The 14,864-nt window shown below is 43.6% G+C and carries 17 protein-coding genes; 14 read left to right on the top strand and 3 right to left on the bottom strand.

Going from position 1 to position 14,864, the window contains the following annotated elements; translation table 11 throughout:
* The first annotated feature begins 95 nt into the window (after nucleotides 1-95).
* From rsxB to A391_RS0103360, 13 genes are all read left to right on the top strand, one after another.
* Nucleotides 96-674 carry an electron transport complex subunit RsxB gene (gene rsxB, locus A391_RS0103420; protein WP_019897358.1) on the top strand — a complete coding sequence of 193 codons (579 nt, stop codon included), beginning with the start codon at nucleotides 96-98 and terminating at the stop codon, nucleotides 672-674.
* Nucleotides 671-2,578 carry an electron transport complex subunit RsxC gene (gene rsxC, locus A391_RS0103415; protein ID WP_019897357.1) on the top strand — a complete coding sequence of 636 codons (1,908 nt, stop codon included), beginning with the start codon at nucleotides 671-673 and terminating at the stop codon, nucleotides 2,576-2,578. Before rsxB ends, rsxC begins: the two co-directional genes overlap by 4 nt.
* A 52-nt stretch (nucleotides 2,579-2,630) precedes the next feature.
* The gene (rsxD, locus tag A391_RS0103410; protein WP_019897352.1) at nucleotides 2,631-3,650 is read left to right on the top strand and encodes an electron transport complex subunit RsxD; all 1,020 of its coding nucleotides are present in this window, start codon (nucleotides 2,631-2,633) and stop codon (nucleotides 3,648-3,650) included.
* Between the two features lie 8 nt (nucleotides 3,651-3,658).
* Nucleotides 3,659-4,321 carry an electron transport complex subunit RsxG gene (gene rsxG, locus A391_RS0103405; protein WP_019897351.1) on the top strand — a complete coding sequence of 221 codons (663 nt, stop codon included), beginning with the start codon at nucleotides 3,659-3,661 and terminating at the stop codon, nucleotides 4,319-4,321.
* Complete coding sequence (locus A391_RS0103400; RefSeq protein ID WP_019897349.1) at nucleotides 4,318-5,016, top strand: electron transport complex subunit E; 699 nt, start codon at nucleotides 4,318-4,320, stop codon at nucleotides 5,014-5,016. The genes rsxG and A391_RS0103400 overlap by 4 nt, the downstream gene beginning before the upstream one ends.
* Before the next feature lie 17 nt (nucleotides 5,017-5,033).
* Nucleotides 5,034-5,699, top strand: a complete 666-nt coding sequence (gene nth, locus A391_RS0103395) for an endonuclease III (protein ID WP_019897346.1) — start codon at nucleotides 5,034-5,036, stop codon at nucleotides 5,697-5,699.
* Complete coding sequence (locus tag A391_RS0103390; RefSeq protein WP_019897344.1) at nucleotides 5,696-6,775, top strand: FIST C-terminal domain-containing protein; 1,080 nt, start codon at nucleotides 5,696-5,698, stop codon at nucleotides 6,773-6,775. The genes nth and A391_RS0103390 overlap by 4 nt, the downstream gene beginning before the upstream one ends.
* 7 nt (nucleotides 6,776-6,782) lie before the next feature.
* Nucleotides 6,783-7,220, top strand: coding sequence for a DUF1841 family protein (locus A391_RS0103385; RefSeq protein WP_019897343.1), 438 nt, complete (start codon nucleotides 6,783-6,785; stop codon nucleotides 7,218-7,220).
* Between the two features lies 1 nt (nucleotide 7,221).
* Complete coding sequence (locus A391_RS0103380; RefSeq protein ID WP_019897341.1) at nucleotides 7,222-7,779, top strand: sigma-70 family RNA polymerase sigma factor; 558 nt, start codon at nucleotides 7,222-7,224, stop codon at nucleotides 7,777-7,779.
* A gap of 10 nt (nucleotides 7,780-7,789) precedes the next feature.
* On the top strand, nucleotides 7,790-8,047 hold the full coding sequence (locus tag A391_RS0103375) for a zf-HC2 domain-containing protein (RefSeq protein ID WP_019897340.1): 258 nt from the start codon (nucleotides 7,790-7,792) through the stop codon (nucleotides 8,045-8,047).
* Between the two features lie 72 nt (nucleotides 8,048-8,119).
* Complete coding sequence (locus tag A391_RS0103370) at nucleotides 8,120-8,446, top strand: hypothetical protein (RefSeq protein WP_019897339.1); 327 nt, start codon at nucleotides 8,120-8,122, stop codon at nucleotides 8,444-8,446.
* A gap of 23 nt (nucleotides 8,447-8,469) precedes the next feature.
* Nucleotides 8,470-9,390 (top strand): DUF692 domain-containing protein, encoded by a 921-nt coding sequence (locus A391_RS0103365; protein ID WP_019897338.1) that lies wholly within the window; start codon nucleotides 8,470-8,472, stop codon nucleotides 9,388-9,390.
* Nucleotides 9,391-9,403: 13 nt separating this feature from the next.
* On the top strand, nucleotides 9,404-10,183 hold the full coding sequence (locus A391_RS0103360; RefSeq protein WP_019897337.1) for a DNA-binding domain-containing protein: 780 nt from the start codon (nucleotides 9,404-9,406) through the stop codon (nucleotides 10,181-10,183).
* Between the two features lie 17 nt (nucleotides 10,184-10,200).
* Here the strand turns inward: A391_RS0103360 and A391_RS0103355 are convergent, their stop codons facing one another.
* The 3 genes from A391_RS0103355 to A391_RS0103345 form a co-directional block, all read right to left on the bottom strand.
* A complete protein-coding gene (locus A391_RS0103355) occupies nucleotides 10,201-10,398 on the bottom strand; it encodes a DUF1289 domain-containing protein (RefSeq protein ID WP_019897336.1) in 198 nt (65 codons plus the stop codon).
* A 14-nt stretch (nucleotides 10,399-10,412) separates the two neighbouring features.
* Nucleotides 10,413-13,136, bottom strand: a complete 2,724-nt coding sequence (gene secA / locus A391_RS0103350; protein WP_019897335.1) for a preprotein translocase subunit SecA — start codon at nucleotides 13,134-13,136, stop codon at nucleotides 10,413-10,415.
* A 150-nt stretch (nucleotides 13,137-13,286) separates the two neighbouring features.
* The gene (locus A391_RS0103345; protein WP_019897333.1) at nucleotides 13,287-14,255 is read right to left on the bottom strand and encodes a M23 family metallopeptidase; all 969 of its coding nucleotides are present in this window, start codon (nucleotides 14,253-14,255) and stop codon (nucleotides 13,287-13,289) included.
* Nucleotides 14,256-14,293: 38 nt separating this feature from the next.
* On the opposite strand from A391_RS0103345, the gene A391_RS0103340 reads away from it, so the two are divergent.
* Nucleotides 14,294-14,713, top strand: a complete 420-nt coding sequence (locus A391_RS0103340; protein ID WP_019897331.1) for a DciA family protein — start codon at nucleotides 14,294-14,296, stop codon at nucleotides 14,711-14,713.
* The last annotated feature ends 151 nt before the right edge of the window (nucleotides 14,714-14,864 follow it).

The raw sequence follows: 14,864 nt of genomic DNA, 5'->3' as shown, positions 1-14,864 counted from the left end.
CGTGCAAATGGTTGGCTTTTATCAACCGAATCTACACCATTGTCCATTAAAATATTAAGCCATTTTATTTAACTCAATCATCAAAAACTAGCGATATGTTATTTACCTCCATCTACATCATGCTTGGGCTAGCTTTAGTGCTCGGTATTTTGTTAGGCATTGCGGCCTTACTTTTTAAAGTAGAGGGTGACCCATTGGTCGCGCGCATTGACGCCATACTTCCCCAAACGCAGTGTGGCCAATGCGGCTACCCTGGTTGCAAACCTTACGCAACTGCAATTGCTAATGGTGAAGCAGACATCAACCAATGTCCGCCTGGTGGCGATGCTGGTGTGCATGCGCTGGCTGATCTTCTTGGTGTAGAGTACAAGCCGCTCAATGCTGAGCATGGGCTACCCAAACCAAAATCTGTCGCCTTTATTGATGAAGCCACCTGCATTGGTTGCACCTTATGCATACAAGCGTGCCCTGTCGACGCGATTTTAGGCGCAGCTAAACATATGCATACGATTATCTCGTCTGAATGTACTGGCTGCGAATTGTGCTTAGCGCCGTGCCCTGTTGACTGCATCACGATGGAGCCTGTAGCAGAAACCCCTGATAACTGGAAATGGAAATATCCGGTATTTCCAATCAAGGCATTGCCTGAGAGTCAAGGCAAGACATCATCATGAATAACATCATTGAATTCGCTAGTAAACTGATCAAAGGGTTCACTTCAGATAGTACTAATGAAGTGTATAAATTTCATGGTGGCGTGCATCCTGACGGTCACAAACATGAATCAACCACTCGGCCGATTGCGCAACTCCCAATTCCAGAAAAGCTAACCTTACCACTACGTCAACACGTAGGTTACATCCCAAAAATAAAAGTAAAAGTAGGCGACTATGTATTAAAAGGCGAGATGATTGCAGAGGCAGAGGGTACTGTGTCAGCAGCTATACATGCACCGACCTCTGGCACGATTACCGCGATTGAAGATGCCGTGATTCCGCACCCTTCTGGCCTGCCAGACATGTGCGTGACATTAGCGCCCGATGGCAAAGATGAATGGAAGCCACTAAAGCCGATTGACTGGAAAAACACAGCCATCAACGAGCTAATCACCAGCTTACGTTCGTCTGGCATTGTTGGTCTGGGTGGAGCTACATTCCCCACCCACATTAAGCTGCGCAAAGATGGCAGATCAGAAATTCACACGCTGATTATTAATGCAGCAGAGTGTGAGCCTTACATCACTTGCGATGACATGCTAATGCGAGAGCATGCTCACGACATTATCCAAGGGATTGAAATCGTCCAACACTTGCTTGGCGCCACTAAAGTGATGATTGGCATAGAAGATAACAAGCCTGAAGCAACTAGCGCAATGACCTTAGCTAGCCAGACATTAACTAATGCAACGGTAACAACTGTACCTACACTTTACCCAAGTGGTGATGCACGCAGACTTATTCATCTGCTACTAGGGATAGAAGTGCCGCACCACAAGCGCTCAACTGAGGTAGGTATCCAAGTATTTAACGTGGCCACTGTATTGGCTATTTATCGATACTTCACATTTGGTGAGCCTAGCGTCAGTCGCGTTGTAACGGTGACAGGTAATGTTGAAACTCCTCAAAACTTTGAAGTTTTGCTAGGCACTCCCATACCGCTACTTGTTGCAGCAGCGGGTGGTGCAAAAACAGATACCACTCATTTTGTCATGGGTGGCCCTATGATGGGTTTTGACTTACCAAGCACGGATGTACCCGTCACAAAAGCGGCTAACTGCATCATTGCTGCTAGCCCAAGCCTGTTTGCCGCGCCACCACCTGCGATGCCCTGCATACGTTGTACACGTTGTGCAGATGCCTGCCCGGTGAATTTGCAACCACAAGAGCTTTACTGGTTTGCTAAGTCAGATAATTTAGAAAAAGCGCGTGACTATCATTTATTTGATTGTATTGAATGCGGCTGCTGCACTTATGTATGCCCGAGCAATATCCCACTAGTACAATATTATCGCTATGCAAAAAGTGAAATCATCGCAGCAGATAAAGCGCAAGAGGCTGCAGATTTAGCACGTGAACGCAATGAGTTTAGATTAGCGCGCATTGAACGCGAAAAACTAGAGCGTGCGCAAAAACATGCAGAGCGTGCGGCTAGTGCAAAAAATGACGAACCTAAACCGGAGCCGGTTAAAGCGGATAAAGAAAGGCCTGCTAGTAGCGCTGAAGCTGATGAAGCCAAAAAGGCTGCGATTGCTGCAGCGGTAGCGCGAGCAAAAGCACTTAAACTAGCCGCTGCACAGACTGATGCAACAAAGACTGGTAGTGAAGAGGCACCGACAATTATCGAAAATAAATCTGAACCTACAGCTACAGTTAGTGATGAGCAGGCTAAAAAAGACAAACAAGCATTAATTGCAGCGGCCATTGAGCGCGCTAAGGCTCAAAAACTAGCCGCAGCTCAGGCTGGGGTTGCGCCCAAAAACACTGAGGACCTCAGCCCAAAAGTCAAAGCAGAAATCTCTGAAATTGAAACCATACGCGCAAAAGCAAAGCAGATGGTTGAAGCTAAAGACCCTGATTAATGGCGATACTTCATTAATTGTGATTAGCTGAATTATTAATAGGATAGAACTCTTGAACCGCTCACCCTACATTACTGACGCACCTACCGTTAGCATCATTATGCTAAAAGTATTACTCGCGCTTGTGCCAGGCATTATTGCTTATTATTGGGTATATGGCGGCGGGATATTAGTGACATTATCATTGGCGACTGTGACAGCTTTAATCACAGAAGCTGCTATTCTGAAAATAAGACAACGCCCAGTTGCGCCTAGCCTTTCTGACCTTAGCGCGATTGTGACAGCATGGCTATTGGCGCTAGCGCTACCACCTCTTGCACCTTGGTGGTTAGTAGTGGTAGGCACGTTTTTTGCCATCGCCATTGCTAAGCAACTATATGGTGGACTAGGTTACAACCCGTTTAACCCGGCGATGGTAGGTTATGCAGTGCTCCTGATTTCTTTTCCGGTCATCATGACTAAATGGCCTACACCATTAGCATTGGCAGAAGCTCCGCTAGGCATGATGGATCAACTAAAGCTAATCTTCAGCAATGTCTTACCAGTTGGTGTTCAATTGGACGCAGTCACTTCAGCAACACCGTTGGATTATCTAAAAACACAACTGATGCTTAAACAGGAGGTTGCAGATATCTCATCAGCTCCTATTTTCGGGCACTTTGGTGCAAAAGGCGGTGAGTTTGTCACTGCGGGCTATTTACTGGGTGGTTTATATTTAATCCAGCAACGTATTATTTCTTGGCACCTGCCTACGGCATTTATTGCCGCGATGGCTTTAATTTCCCTAATCTTTAACATTGTTGATCCCACTCACTTTGCTAATCCGGGATTTCACCTCATGAGTGGCGCAGTAATGCTATGCGCATTCTTCATTATTACTGACCCGGTAAGTGGTCCAACCACGCCTAAAGGCAAGTTATATTTTGCAGCAGGTGCCGCTGTACTCACGTATTTGATTCGCGTATATGGCGGTTATCCTGATGGTGTAGCGTTTGCGGTATTGATCATGAATATGTGCGTGTCGTTGATTGATGCGTATACGCAACCAAGAGTATTCGGACATAAGCAATAGGAATAACAATGTCAGACACCCTAATTAAACACGCCCTTAAAACTGCGAGCACGCTTACTGCATTTGCATTAGTAGGCACGGCGATTCTTGCTTATATTTTCTTGATCACCCGTGCGCCCATCGAAGCGAGCGAGGCTGAAGCACGTCTAGCCCTTTTTTCACAAATATTACCGCATGACGTTTACGACAACGATTTATTAAAAACAGAATTGGTGATTCCACCAAACCAACTACTTGGTAATCGTACTCCTAGCAAAGCTAATATCGCCACATTAGGGAATGAGCCCGTAGGTATTATTTTAGAAGCAATTGCGCATGATGGTTATGCCGGTGATATTAAATTGCTAATCGCAATTCGTGCCGACGGTTCGGTTAGCGGTGTACGTGTGCTTACGCATAAAGAAACACCTGGACTTGGCGATTACATTGAGATTGAGCGTGATGATTGGATTACGCAATTCAACAATGAATCTTTGATGAAAACTGTTGCCAAAGATTGGGCAGTGGTCAAAGATGGCGGGAAGTTCGAATACATGGCTGGCGCAACCATCACACCTCGCGCAGTGGTAAAAGCCGTTGCAAAAGCACTACAATTTTTTAATGAGAACAAATCAAGATTATTAGAAAATAATATTGCAGATAAAGCACTACAAGGTAAGGACAACTCATGAGCATTTATAAAGAAATCTCCCTGAATGGAATTTGGAAACAAAACCCTGGTGTTGTCCAATTATTAGGTCTTTGTCCAACGCTAGCTGTCACAACCACTGTGGTGAACGGTGTGAGCCTTGGCTTGGCAACGGTTTTGGTGATGGCGGCTGCAAACGGTGCTATTTCACCTGTTCGTAAATATGTACCTAATGAAATTCGAGTACCTGTCTTTATTTTGGTAATTGCCGCCCTAGTGACCGTTATTGATCTCTCAATTAATGCATTTGCGCATCCTCTACATAAAGTATTGGGTATCTTTATCCCATTGATCGTTGTGAACTGTATCGTGCTAGCTCGCGTTGAGTCATTTGCAGCTAAGAATGCGCCTATACCATCTATTTTAGATGGATTGATGATGGGAATAGGGTTAACCTTAGTTTTGGCTTTGCTAAGCGGGATGCGTGAAGTAATAGGTAAGGGTACATTATTTTCAGGTTTAGATTTAGTATTTGGGCCATCAGCCAAGCAGTTCGTCTTGACGGTTATTCCTGATTACCATGGATTTTTACTGGCAGTTCTACCGCCCGGCGCATTTTTAGGCCTAGGCATGCTCATCGCTGCACGTAACTGGATTGACATCAGAAATAAAGCAAAAGACAGCACCCATGAAGGCCACACGACAGAGGCTGAATTTCACCCTGCACTTAACACTTAATCTGCCAGGCGCATGAAATGAATGCTGAAAAACGCTTAGAGATATTTAAACGCTTAAAGCTAGCCATTCCTAATCCAGCAACAGAGCTGAACTACCGTAGTCACTTTGAGTTACTGATTGCAGTCATGCTCTCTGCACAAGCAACCGATAAAAGCGTTAACCTTGCAACCGACAAACTTTTTGCAGTCGCCAATACACCAGAAAGCATGTTGGCACTTGGCTTAATCAAGCTAGAGAGTTACATTAAAACTATCGGTCTGTATCATGCTAAAGCCAAAAATGTGTTAGCTACGTGCCAGATACTCATCAATCAACATCAATCCCAAGTGCCACACTCACGTGTTGCTTTAGAAGCATTACCAGGGGTTGGCCGCAAAACAGCTAATGTCGTTTTAAATACGGCATTTGGCGAACCCACCATTGCCGTGGATACGCATTTATTTAGATTAGGCAATCGCATCAAACTGGCTACGGGTAAAACCGTTCTTGACGTCGAGAAAAAATACATTAAAACGATTCCAGCAGAATTTATGCAGGATGCACATCACCTACTGATACTGCATGGTCGTTACGTATGTACTGCACGCAAACCAAAATGTGCAGATTGTTGTATAGAAGACCTATGTGAGTATCAGGCAAAAGAATATCACTTGCCACAGACAACTGAATCAGCAAAAAGATGAAAGTCGCTACCAGCATTGTGCTAGGTCGCCAAGCTTCTCCAGCGCTGGCTAGTCAGGCCGTTAACAATGCAATGAGCAAAGCTGGCATCACCACTGCCAATGGCGTTTTATTGCTGCTAACTTCAGAATTTGCAAGTAACCCCCAAGCCGCCATTATGGCTGCGGCAAAAGTGGCTGGTTGTACGCAAGTGGCTGGCTGTTCAGCAACAGGTATATTTACTGAAGAAGACTGGGTGCTCGACACACCCGCTGCTGCTGCAATGGTATTTGGCGGTGACATCAAGTTAGCACTAGCGCAACATAACGATGCCGGACAACCGCTACTTACAATGGCCGCCCCCAGCGCGATTAACAGCACATGGCTCAATCATCATATTCGTTATGGTGGTATATCTGGCGACGCAACGGGGCATGGGCCATTTTCAGTATGGCAAAATGCAAAAGGTGATGTAAAAGGCCATATCGAGATGTTTTTATCTGGTGTAAAAATGGCAACAAAAGCCTCTCACGGTTTAATGTTACTCAGTACACCAAAGCAAGTGAATGCAAGCAAGCAGTTTGATCTGGAAATATTAGGTAAACAAAAAGCACTAAGAGCATTACAAAAAGCTTGGAATAATCATTATAAAACCGAAGAAGCATTTCCCCTACATTTAATGATGGCTGTTTATGCTGAGAGTGCAGACGCAATTGCTCAGGGGAACTATCATCAAACGTCTATCATTAGTTATGATGAGGAAAATGGCAGCATTACACTCGCCCATGCACTGCCTGTTGGTCACTATGTAAGCTGGGCTCTACGCGATGCAACCACGGCCGAAGCCGATATGGCGCTAACAGCAGATACACTGGCAAATGAGCTGGGTAGCCACCCAGACTTTGGATTGTTATTCTCTTGTTTAGGTCGCGGTCCATATTTGTATAACGGAGAAGATCTCGACCTAAAAGTCATTACGCAGAAATTCCCAAATATGCCATTATTAGGCTTTTACGGTAACGGTGAAATTACCTGTATTGATGGGCAGAACCAACTACTGCCTTACTCTACCGTTCTTTCATTATTTTCAGCACGATAGGTATCTTATGAGTTTATATAATCCCAGCCGCGACCAAGCCAGACAATTTTTGTTTGATGCGTGGGCTAAATTTAAACAGCACTCAACACTTTCTGACTTGGAAAAAATCGCAGTGGAAGTGATGCAGATGCACCCTGAGTACCACACCATACTAGATGCGCCTGAACGTTATATGCAACAGCAATACTTTCCCGAACAAGGGGAAACAAACCCATTTCTACACTTGAGTTTACACTTATCTGTCATTGAGCAAATATCGATTAACCAGCCAATTGGCATTGGCCAGGTTTATGAAAAACTCAAACAAAAACATGGTGATCAGCACATGGCACAACATGATATATTAGATTGCCTTGCTGAAACTATTTGGCAATCTCAACGTAACAACACACCATTAGACTCAGCACACTACTTGGGCCTGTTACAGCAAAGAGCAGCGGCTTAATATGAGCAACAATGTCAACGATTGGCTCAACGACCACGGCGACTATTTGTATCGCTTTGCCCTAGCGCGTTTAAAAGACACCCACCAAGCTGAAGATGCTGTGCAGGAAACCATGCTCGCAGCCATCAAAAATAATAGCTTTGAAGGTGATTCATCTATACGCACATGGCTCACTGGCATACTCAAACATAAAATCATTGATATGCAGCGGAAACTCATCCGTGAACAGCCTGTATCTGACATCATCGACTTAGATGCGTCTAATGAAAGTATGGATGACTTTTTCGATAAAACTGGCCATTGGTTAGACAAGCCACAATTCTTTGACATGCCTGACCATGCACTAGAACAAAGCCAATTTTTAAGCGTATTGGACGCATGCATGCAAAAGCTACCCAAGAAACTAAAAGCTATTTTCATGTTACGAGATGTACATGAAATGGAAAATGAAAATATTTGTAAGGAACTGGATATTACCCCGACCAATGCTTGGGTAATGTTATATAGAGCTAGGATGGGATTAAGAAAATGCTTAGAGATGAATTGGGTGAAGGGGTAGGGTAATTCATATGCTTACCTGTCAACAAGCCAGCCAACTTATCTCTCAGTCTCTAGACCATCCTTTGTCTTGGTATGAACTTATGCAACTAAGACTGCATCTTATGATGTGCGGTGCATGCAATCGATTCAGGAAACAATTGAATGTATTGCTTGTTGGCTTGCGTAAGATTAGAACCAACATAGAAAACGATAGCGCTATTCAACTACCATTAGATGCAAAAACGAGAATTGTTGAAAAGCTAAAGTCGAATCAACACTCTCAGTAGCGCAACAGTCTCCGTAGTATTAGTTGGCTGAAACACAAACAGTATTTACTATTTAATCTAAAGGAAATGATGATGAACAAAACACAAAAAACTCTTTCTCTAGCTATTGGTGGTGCATTAGCGCTTTCAGTTGCTGCAACAACAGTGAATGCAGCTGAAAACCCATTTGCATTAAAATCACTTGCTACAGGCTATCAAATAGCAGACGCACATGATGCAAAAGCTGCTGATGGTAAATGTGGCACTGGCAAATGTGGTACCGCTGAAAAAGCGAAAGAAATGAAAATGAAAGATGGTAAATGCGGTACTGGTAAATGTGGCAGTGCAGAGAAAATGAAAGAAGGCACCTGCGGTGGTGAAAAAGCTAAAGAAGGCTCATGTGGTGGCGAGAAGAAATAAGCAATACTCGTTAGAGATTGTGTATGATGAATCCATTGGTTAATATTAATCAATCTCAAATTCATGGCGCAGGACTGGGGTTAAAGCGAGAGCTAATACCCCAGATTCAATCACTGTATAACCAGCCATTAATCTCTAACATTCAGTTTGTTGAAATAGCACCAGAAAACTGGATTGAAGCTGGCAGCAAAGCTACAAAACAGTTGGACTGGTTTGCGGCACGCTACCCTATCGTTTGCCACGGCCTTTGCTTATCACTAGGCGGCATCAGCCCACTCAATATTGATTTTTTGAATCAGGTTAAGCAGTTTTTAAACCACTACAACATCGATACCTACACTGAACACTTAAGTTACTGCACAGATGCCTTCCAAGGTAAACAAGGTTATTTATATGACCTGCTACCGATCCCATTTACCGAAGAGGCTGTGCACTATGTAGCAAAACGCATCCGTCAAACGCAAGACATCCTTGGCCGTCGTATTGGTATAGAGAATGCCTCATTTTATGCAGCAGCACCCATCTCAGAAATGAGTGAACTTAACTTTCTTAACGCAGTACTCAGTGAAGCAGATTGTCTTTTACACTTAGACATTAACAACATTTACGTTAATAGCGTGAATTTTAATTTTAATCCGCATGCTTTTCTGCGTGGCATTCCACATGAACGGATTATTTACAGCCACATCGCAGGGCATTATCAACAATCAGCAGATTTACTTATTGATACGCATGGCGAAAATGTCATCGACCCCGTTTGGGCGCTACTTGAAGATGCCTATGATTTATTTGGCGTGTTCCCTACATTACTTGAACGTGATAGCAACATTCCAGCATTAGAGGTATTAATGGCGGAAGTAAACAAAATTGCAGACCTACAAGATCAGGCAATTCAACGCACAGTCAGAGCTGGCACTATGTCGTTAGAAGAACTGACGACATAGAAGAAACTTCGCAATGTCTGATAACCTACTAAGCTTCCAACAATACCAGCAAACGTTTACATCACGGATACGCGACCCTCACCAACAACCAATACCTGTTGGCGTAGCGCCTGAGAGAATGGCGGTGTACGATGAAATTGTATTTAACAACTTATATGAGTCTGTGTCTGCATGCTTCCCTGTTGCTCGAAAAACGGTTGGTAAGCGTAATTGGTTAAAACTAGTGAAAAGTTTTTTGAAAGACTATGCTGCAGACAGCCCGCTTTTTCGTAAAATTCCGCAAGAGTTTATCACTTTTCTACAGCAGACTAACCAAGCCTCACCTCAACAACGACCTGTTTACTTAGAAGCACTATGCCATTACGAATGGATAGAACTGTATCTCAGTACTTTACCGAGCATCACAGACGAGGCTTTTAATATAGATGCAGATGGTGACCTAGCTAAGCACAAGATTGTATTTACCAATGCCATGCTATTGCTGGAATATGATTATGCGGTACACAAGATTTCGCCAAAGCACAAACCTGATACTAAAGAACCTACTCAGCTGTTAGTGTATCGAAATATCGATGACGATATTAAGTTTATAGCACTAAACCCGATGACCTTTAGATTGCTGACACTATGTCAGCAAGAGAGCATGACCGCAGAGCAAGCACTTAAATTACTGGCAGAAGAGTTAAAGCATCCCCAACCAGCGTTAATCATGCAGTTTGGATTGGGGATTTTAGAAGACTTAAGAGGTCAAGGGGTTATCCTTGGTACTAATGCACATCAGCATAGGCTCTAGTTAAAGAGCATAGCTATTTAGTCATCAAAACTAACCATCTCACTTTGTCGTGCATCTAACGCGGAGAGTAAAGTTTTTTGCTCGGTTGGCGCCATGTTCCACCAAGCTTTAATTTCGTCTTTCGTGCGATAACAACCGTGGCAAAAACCTGTCGTATCATCAATGCTGCAAACCCCAATACAAGGGGATTGAATCTCTTCTGTATTTTCTGACATGTCTAACCCTATTCTTAACTTAATACGCCGTGGCACTGTTTATATTTTTTGCCTGATCCGCATGGACATGGGTCATTACGACCCACTTTAACGCCATCACGCACATTAGGCTGTTGTGATGTCTCAGCAACATCCGCAGGTCCGTCTGCTGCTAACGCCTCATCATAATCCGCATGCTGATATTGCACATTCTCAACTTCGACTGGTTTTTCTACCGCTTCTACATCAGCCTCAGTTTTCACCTGTACTAACATTGTCACTTTGGTCACTTCTGATTTAATGGTGTTTAATAAGCCCTCAAATAGCTCAAATGCCTCGCGTTTGTATTCTTGCTTAGGGTTCTTTTGCGCGTAAGAACGCAAATGAATTCCTTGGCGCAGATGATCTAACGCAGCTAAATGCTCACGCCAGTGATTATCCAAGCTTTGTAGCATCACTGAACGCTCAAACTGACGCAGTATGTCTGGGCTAGCCAAATCCTCTTTTGCTTGATATGCCGCATTAGCCGCTGCAAATATACGCTCACGTAATGTTTCTTCGTGTAAGTCTGGGTTTTCTTCCAGCATTTTTTGCAAGGCAATCTCTAAACCAAGCTCTGATTTTAACTCACGCTCTAGCGCTGGCACATCCCATAATTCTTCAACGCTATCTGGTGGAATATGTGTCGCAATCATTGCAGCGATCACATCTTCGCGCATCGCTTTAATCGTATCGCCCACATCCACGGCTTCAAGCAACTCGTTACGTTGCTCATAAATCACTTTACGCTGGTCGTTAGATACGTCATCAAACTCCAGCAATTGTTTACGAATATCAAAGTTACGGCCTTCAACTTTACGTTGTGCGTTTTCAATCGCGCGCGTTACCCACGGATGTTCAATCGCCTCGCCATCTGGCATATTTAGTTTGCCCATAATCGCTGAAACGCGATCTGAAGCGAAAATTCTCAATAACTGATCTTCTAACGATAAGTAGAAGCGGCTAGAGCCTGCATCACCTTGGCGACCTGAACGACCGCGTAACTGATTATCTACACGGCGAGATTCATGACGCTCTGTCCCCACAATATGTAAACCACCAGCAGCTAATACGGCATCATGCACTACTTGCCAAGCGGCTTTAATTTCAGCCACTTTGTTCACTTTTTGTTCATCGGTTAATGTTTCATCAGCATGGATTGCTGAAATTTCAGGCTCAGGGTTACCACCCAAGACAATGTCAGTACCACGACCGGCCATATTAGTTGCAATGGTAATCACACCTGGACGACCTGCTTGCACAATAATATGTGCTTCACGCTCATGTTGCTTGGCGTTCAACACTTGATGCTCTAGCTTTGCCTCAGTTAATAATTGAGAAATCAACTCTGAGTTCTCAATTGACGTCGTACCGACCAACACAGGTTGCCCGCGACTTTGGCAATCTTTAATATCTAAAATCACCGCCTCGTATTTTTCACGAGATGTTCTATACACTTTGTCCATTGCATCTTTACGTTGCATCGGACGGTGCGTTGGAATCACAACAGTTTCTAAACCGTAAATTTGGTTAAACTCATAAGCTTCAGTATCCGCAGTACCTGTCATCCCAGACAGTTTGTTATACATACGGAAATAGTTTTGGAATGTAATCGAAGCTAAAGTTTGATTCTCTTTTTGAATCTCAACACCTTCTTTAGCTTCTACGGCTTGATGCAAACCATCAGACCAACGACGACCAGACATCATACGGCCAGTAAACTCATCCACAATCACAATTTCGCCATCGCGCACCACATAGTGCTGATCACGATGATAAAGGTTACGTGCACGTAGAGAAGCGTATAAATGATGCACTAAGGTGATGTTAGAAGCCTCGTACAGACTTGAGCCTTCCGCCAATAAGCCTGCGTCCGCCAAGATTGCCTCAGCGTGTTCATGGCCCTGTTCAGACATCACCACATTCTGCGCTTTTTCATCTACCCAGAAGTCGCCTTCGCCCTCTTCTTCTTTTTGTGGAATCAGCTTAGCAGCTACGTCGTTGATTTGCTTATACAAAGCAACACTGTCATCCGCTTGGCCTGAAATAATCAATGGCGTACGCGCTTCATCGATTAAAATCGAATCGACTTCATCAATTAAGGCGTAATTTAAACCACGTTGCACACGCTCATCACGGCTATACACCATATTATCGCGTAGATAGTCAAAACCGAATTCATTATTAGTACCGTAAGTAATATCTGCGGCGTATGCATCACGCTTTGCGTCATGCGGCATTTGCGATAAATTAATACCGATTGATAAGCCTAAAAAGTTATATAGCTTACCCATCCACTCCGCATCGCGTTTTGCAAGGTAATCATTCACAGTAATGACATGTACGCCTTTACCTGTGATGGCGTTCAGGTAGGTAGGTAAGGTTGCTACCAATGTTTTACCCTCACCAGTACGCATCTCGGAAATTTTGCCAGCATTCAACACCATACCGCCGATAAGCTGCACATCAAAATGACGCATACCCAAGGCACGGCGCCCACCTTCACGAACCACAGCAAATGCTTCAGGAAGAAGCTTCTCTAAAGACTCACCATTGGTATAACGTTGCTTAAATTCTTCTGTTTTCGCGCGTAGCTCATCATCACTTAAGGCCTGCATCGCAGGCTCTAATGCATTAATTTGCTCTACTTTCTGTGCATATTGCTTAACTAGCCTATCGTTACGGCTACCGAATAATTTTTTGAACAACGTAGATATCATGAAATGAAAGACTTTCCGCTAGAGGATAAACAACTTTAAATTGAGTAATAATTGAAATTAAGAGTGTGATTGTAAACTTGAAATGGCTGTGAGGTAATAAATCATAAGGAATTTAATGGGGTTTATTTTTATTATTTCAAGGGCTCATCATTAGCGCGATGCACTGAGATATTTTCTTGGGTCCAGAGGATTACCGTTTAATCTGATTTCATAATGTAAATGTGGGCCTGTTGATCTGCCGGTACTGCCAACTTCTGCAATTTTTTGCCCTTTTGCCACGCGTTGCCCGACTTTAACTAACAATGTTGAGGCATGTGCATAACGCGTTTCCAAGCCAGAACCATGATCGATTTTGACGATTTTACCATAATCAGGCGTTTGCTCTGATGTTGATACAATTCCACCTGCTGCCGCGTAAATCGCAGTTCCTGTAGAGGCTGTGAAGTCTAACCCTTCATGAAACGCGCGATGTCCATTAAACGGATCGAGGCGCCAGCCAAAACTAGAGGAATTAAATGCTGCATCAACCGGACTGCTATTAGGCAAGGTATTTTTCAACACACTTTGCTGCAGAAGTTTCGCTTCTATTTCACTTAAATACTCTGTTTTAAACTCTATCTGCGCCATTAAATCAGCAATCTGATTTTGTAGCTCAACCTCTGTCAGTGGTGCACTTTGCACCAATGGTCCACCCTGATTTGCACCTGTTACTGTATTAAGGACAGGGGTGGCGAGAGCCGGCCCAAGGCTTGAAGTTGGCGTGTAATTTGGCTTAGGCGTTAAAGACGGCTCCACCTTGTTATTACGGATGTTCTTTTTGTCACCCGCCAGTTTTGCCAATCGCTCACTTTGGGCATCTAAACGCATCATGCGTGCTTGCATTTCGCCTAATTGCACAGCGTAGGCATCAAGATGCTTTTGTGGGTTATTAAAAGAAAATCGCAAATGATGTGGGATCAATGACTTAACACCCTGTTGTGCAGTTGGCTCCTGTGGCACAATGAACATAAGCACAGTGAGTACTGGCAACATCACCAGTGCAAACACAATCATACTGACTTGCAGTATTGAGAGCGTTCTGGCTTTTGCCATATTATTTGAGACCAAAATGATATTCATACTACCCCTAATCCCTGCCAGCACCTTACAATCGCACTATGCAAAGATTTAATACATTACTCAAGCAGCCAGAGTTAATTGAGCTCAATAAACGAACCCTAGAGTCACAGGCGGCCCAAAAACTTTGGGTGGAAATCGCACCTGACAACATGGCCCAATTTAGCCACATCAGCAGCATCAAGAACAATCAATTCACCGTATATGCAAACAACAACGCGGTTGCTGCAAAAATTAAACTTTTAATCCCTAGCTTGTTGATTAAGCTAGAAAAGCAAGGGTACGAAGTTACTGCAATTCGGGTAAAAGTGCAAGCAAAATCTAGCCCTCTTCCTGTGCCTAAGTTCACAAAATCGTTGAGCACCGAGGCCATTCATCAGCTACAAAAACTAGAGGTCAAACTATCTGGTACATCGCTAGGTGAGTCACTTACCAAACTACTCAAAAACGCAAGCAAATAGCTTGTCTGCATCAAGATAGAACTGGTTCATCAATAGTTATCTTGCAACTCTATTGTTCGCCTAGCCTAATAGTGCAATAATGAGGTTAAGTTACAATTCATTTACAAATTTCAAGGAGTATTAAACCTCAACTTAAGCTTTACCTGCAACA

This window comes from Methylotenera mobilis 13, from assembly GCF_000384255.1.
GTDB lineage: Bacteria > Pseudomonadota > Gammaproteobacteria > Burkholderiales > Methylophilaceae > Methylotenera > Methylotenera mobilis_B.
Note: the sequence above shows the minus strand (reverse complement) of the source record. Positions and strands in the feature narration are given on the sequence as shown.

Bases quoted from the DNA above. Each gene is read 5' to 3' on its own strand.
- rsxB (WP_019897358.1), top strand. From the start codon at position 96: ATGTTATTTACCTCCATCTACATCATGCTTGGGCTAGCTTTAGTGCTC.
- rsxC (WP_019897357.1), top strand. From the start codon at position 671: ATGAATAACATCATTGAATTCGCTAGTAAACTGATCAAAGGGTTCACT.
- rsxG (WP_019897351.1), top strand. From the start codon at position 3,659: ATGTCAGACACCCTAATTAAACACGCCCTTAAAACTGCGAGCACGCTT.
- A391_RS0103400 (WP_019897349.1), top strand. From the start codon at position 4,318: ATGAGCATTTATAAAGAAATCTCCCTGAATGGAATTTGGAAACAAAAC.
- nth (WP_019897346.1), top strand. From the start codon at position 5,034: ATGAATGCTGAAAAACGCTTAGAGATATTTAAACGCTTAAAGCTAGCC.
- A391_RS0103390 (WP_019897344.1), top strand. From the start codon at position 5,696: ATGAAAGTCGCTACCAGCATTGTGCTAGGTCGCCAAGCTTCTCCAGCG.
- A391_RS0103385 (WP_019897343.1), top strand. From the start codon at position 6,783: ATGAGTTTATATAATCCCAGCCGCGACCAAGCCAGACAATTTTTGTTT.
- A391_RS0103380 (WP_019897341.1), top strand. From the start codon at position 7,222: ATGAGCAACAATGTCAACGATTGGCTCAACGACCACGGCGACTATTTG.
- A391_RS0103375 (WP_019897340.1), top strand. From the start codon at position 7,790: ATGCTTACCTGTCAACAAGCCAGCCAACTTATCTCTCAGTCTCTAGAC.
- A391_RS0103370 (WP_019897339.1), top strand. From the start codon at position 8,120: ATGAACAAAACACAAAAAACTCTTTCTCTAGCTATTGGTGGTGCATTA.
- A391_RS0103365 (WP_019897338.1), top strand. From the start codon at position 8,470: ATGATGAATCCATTGGTTAATATTAATCAATCTCAAATTCATGGCGCA.
- A391_RS0103360 (WP_019897337.1), top strand. From the start codon at position 9,404: ATGTCTGATAACCTACTAAGCTTCCAACAATACCAGCAAACGTTTACA.
- A391_RS0103355 (WP_019897336.1), bottom strand. From the start codon at position 10,398: ATGTCAGAAAATACAGAAGAGATTCAATCCCCTTGTATTGGGGTTTGC.
- secA (WP_019897335.1), bottom strand. From the start codon at position 13,136: ATGATATCTACGTTGTTCAAAAAATTATTCGGTAGCCGTAACGATAGG.
- A391_RS0103345 (WP_019897333.1), bottom strand. From the start codon at position 14,255: ATGAATATCATTTTGGTCTCAAATAATATGGCAAAAGCCAGAACGCTC.
- A391_RS0103340 (WP_019897331.1), top strand. From the start codon at position 14,294: ATGCAAAGATTTAATACATTACTCAAGCAGCCAGAGTTAATTGAGCTC.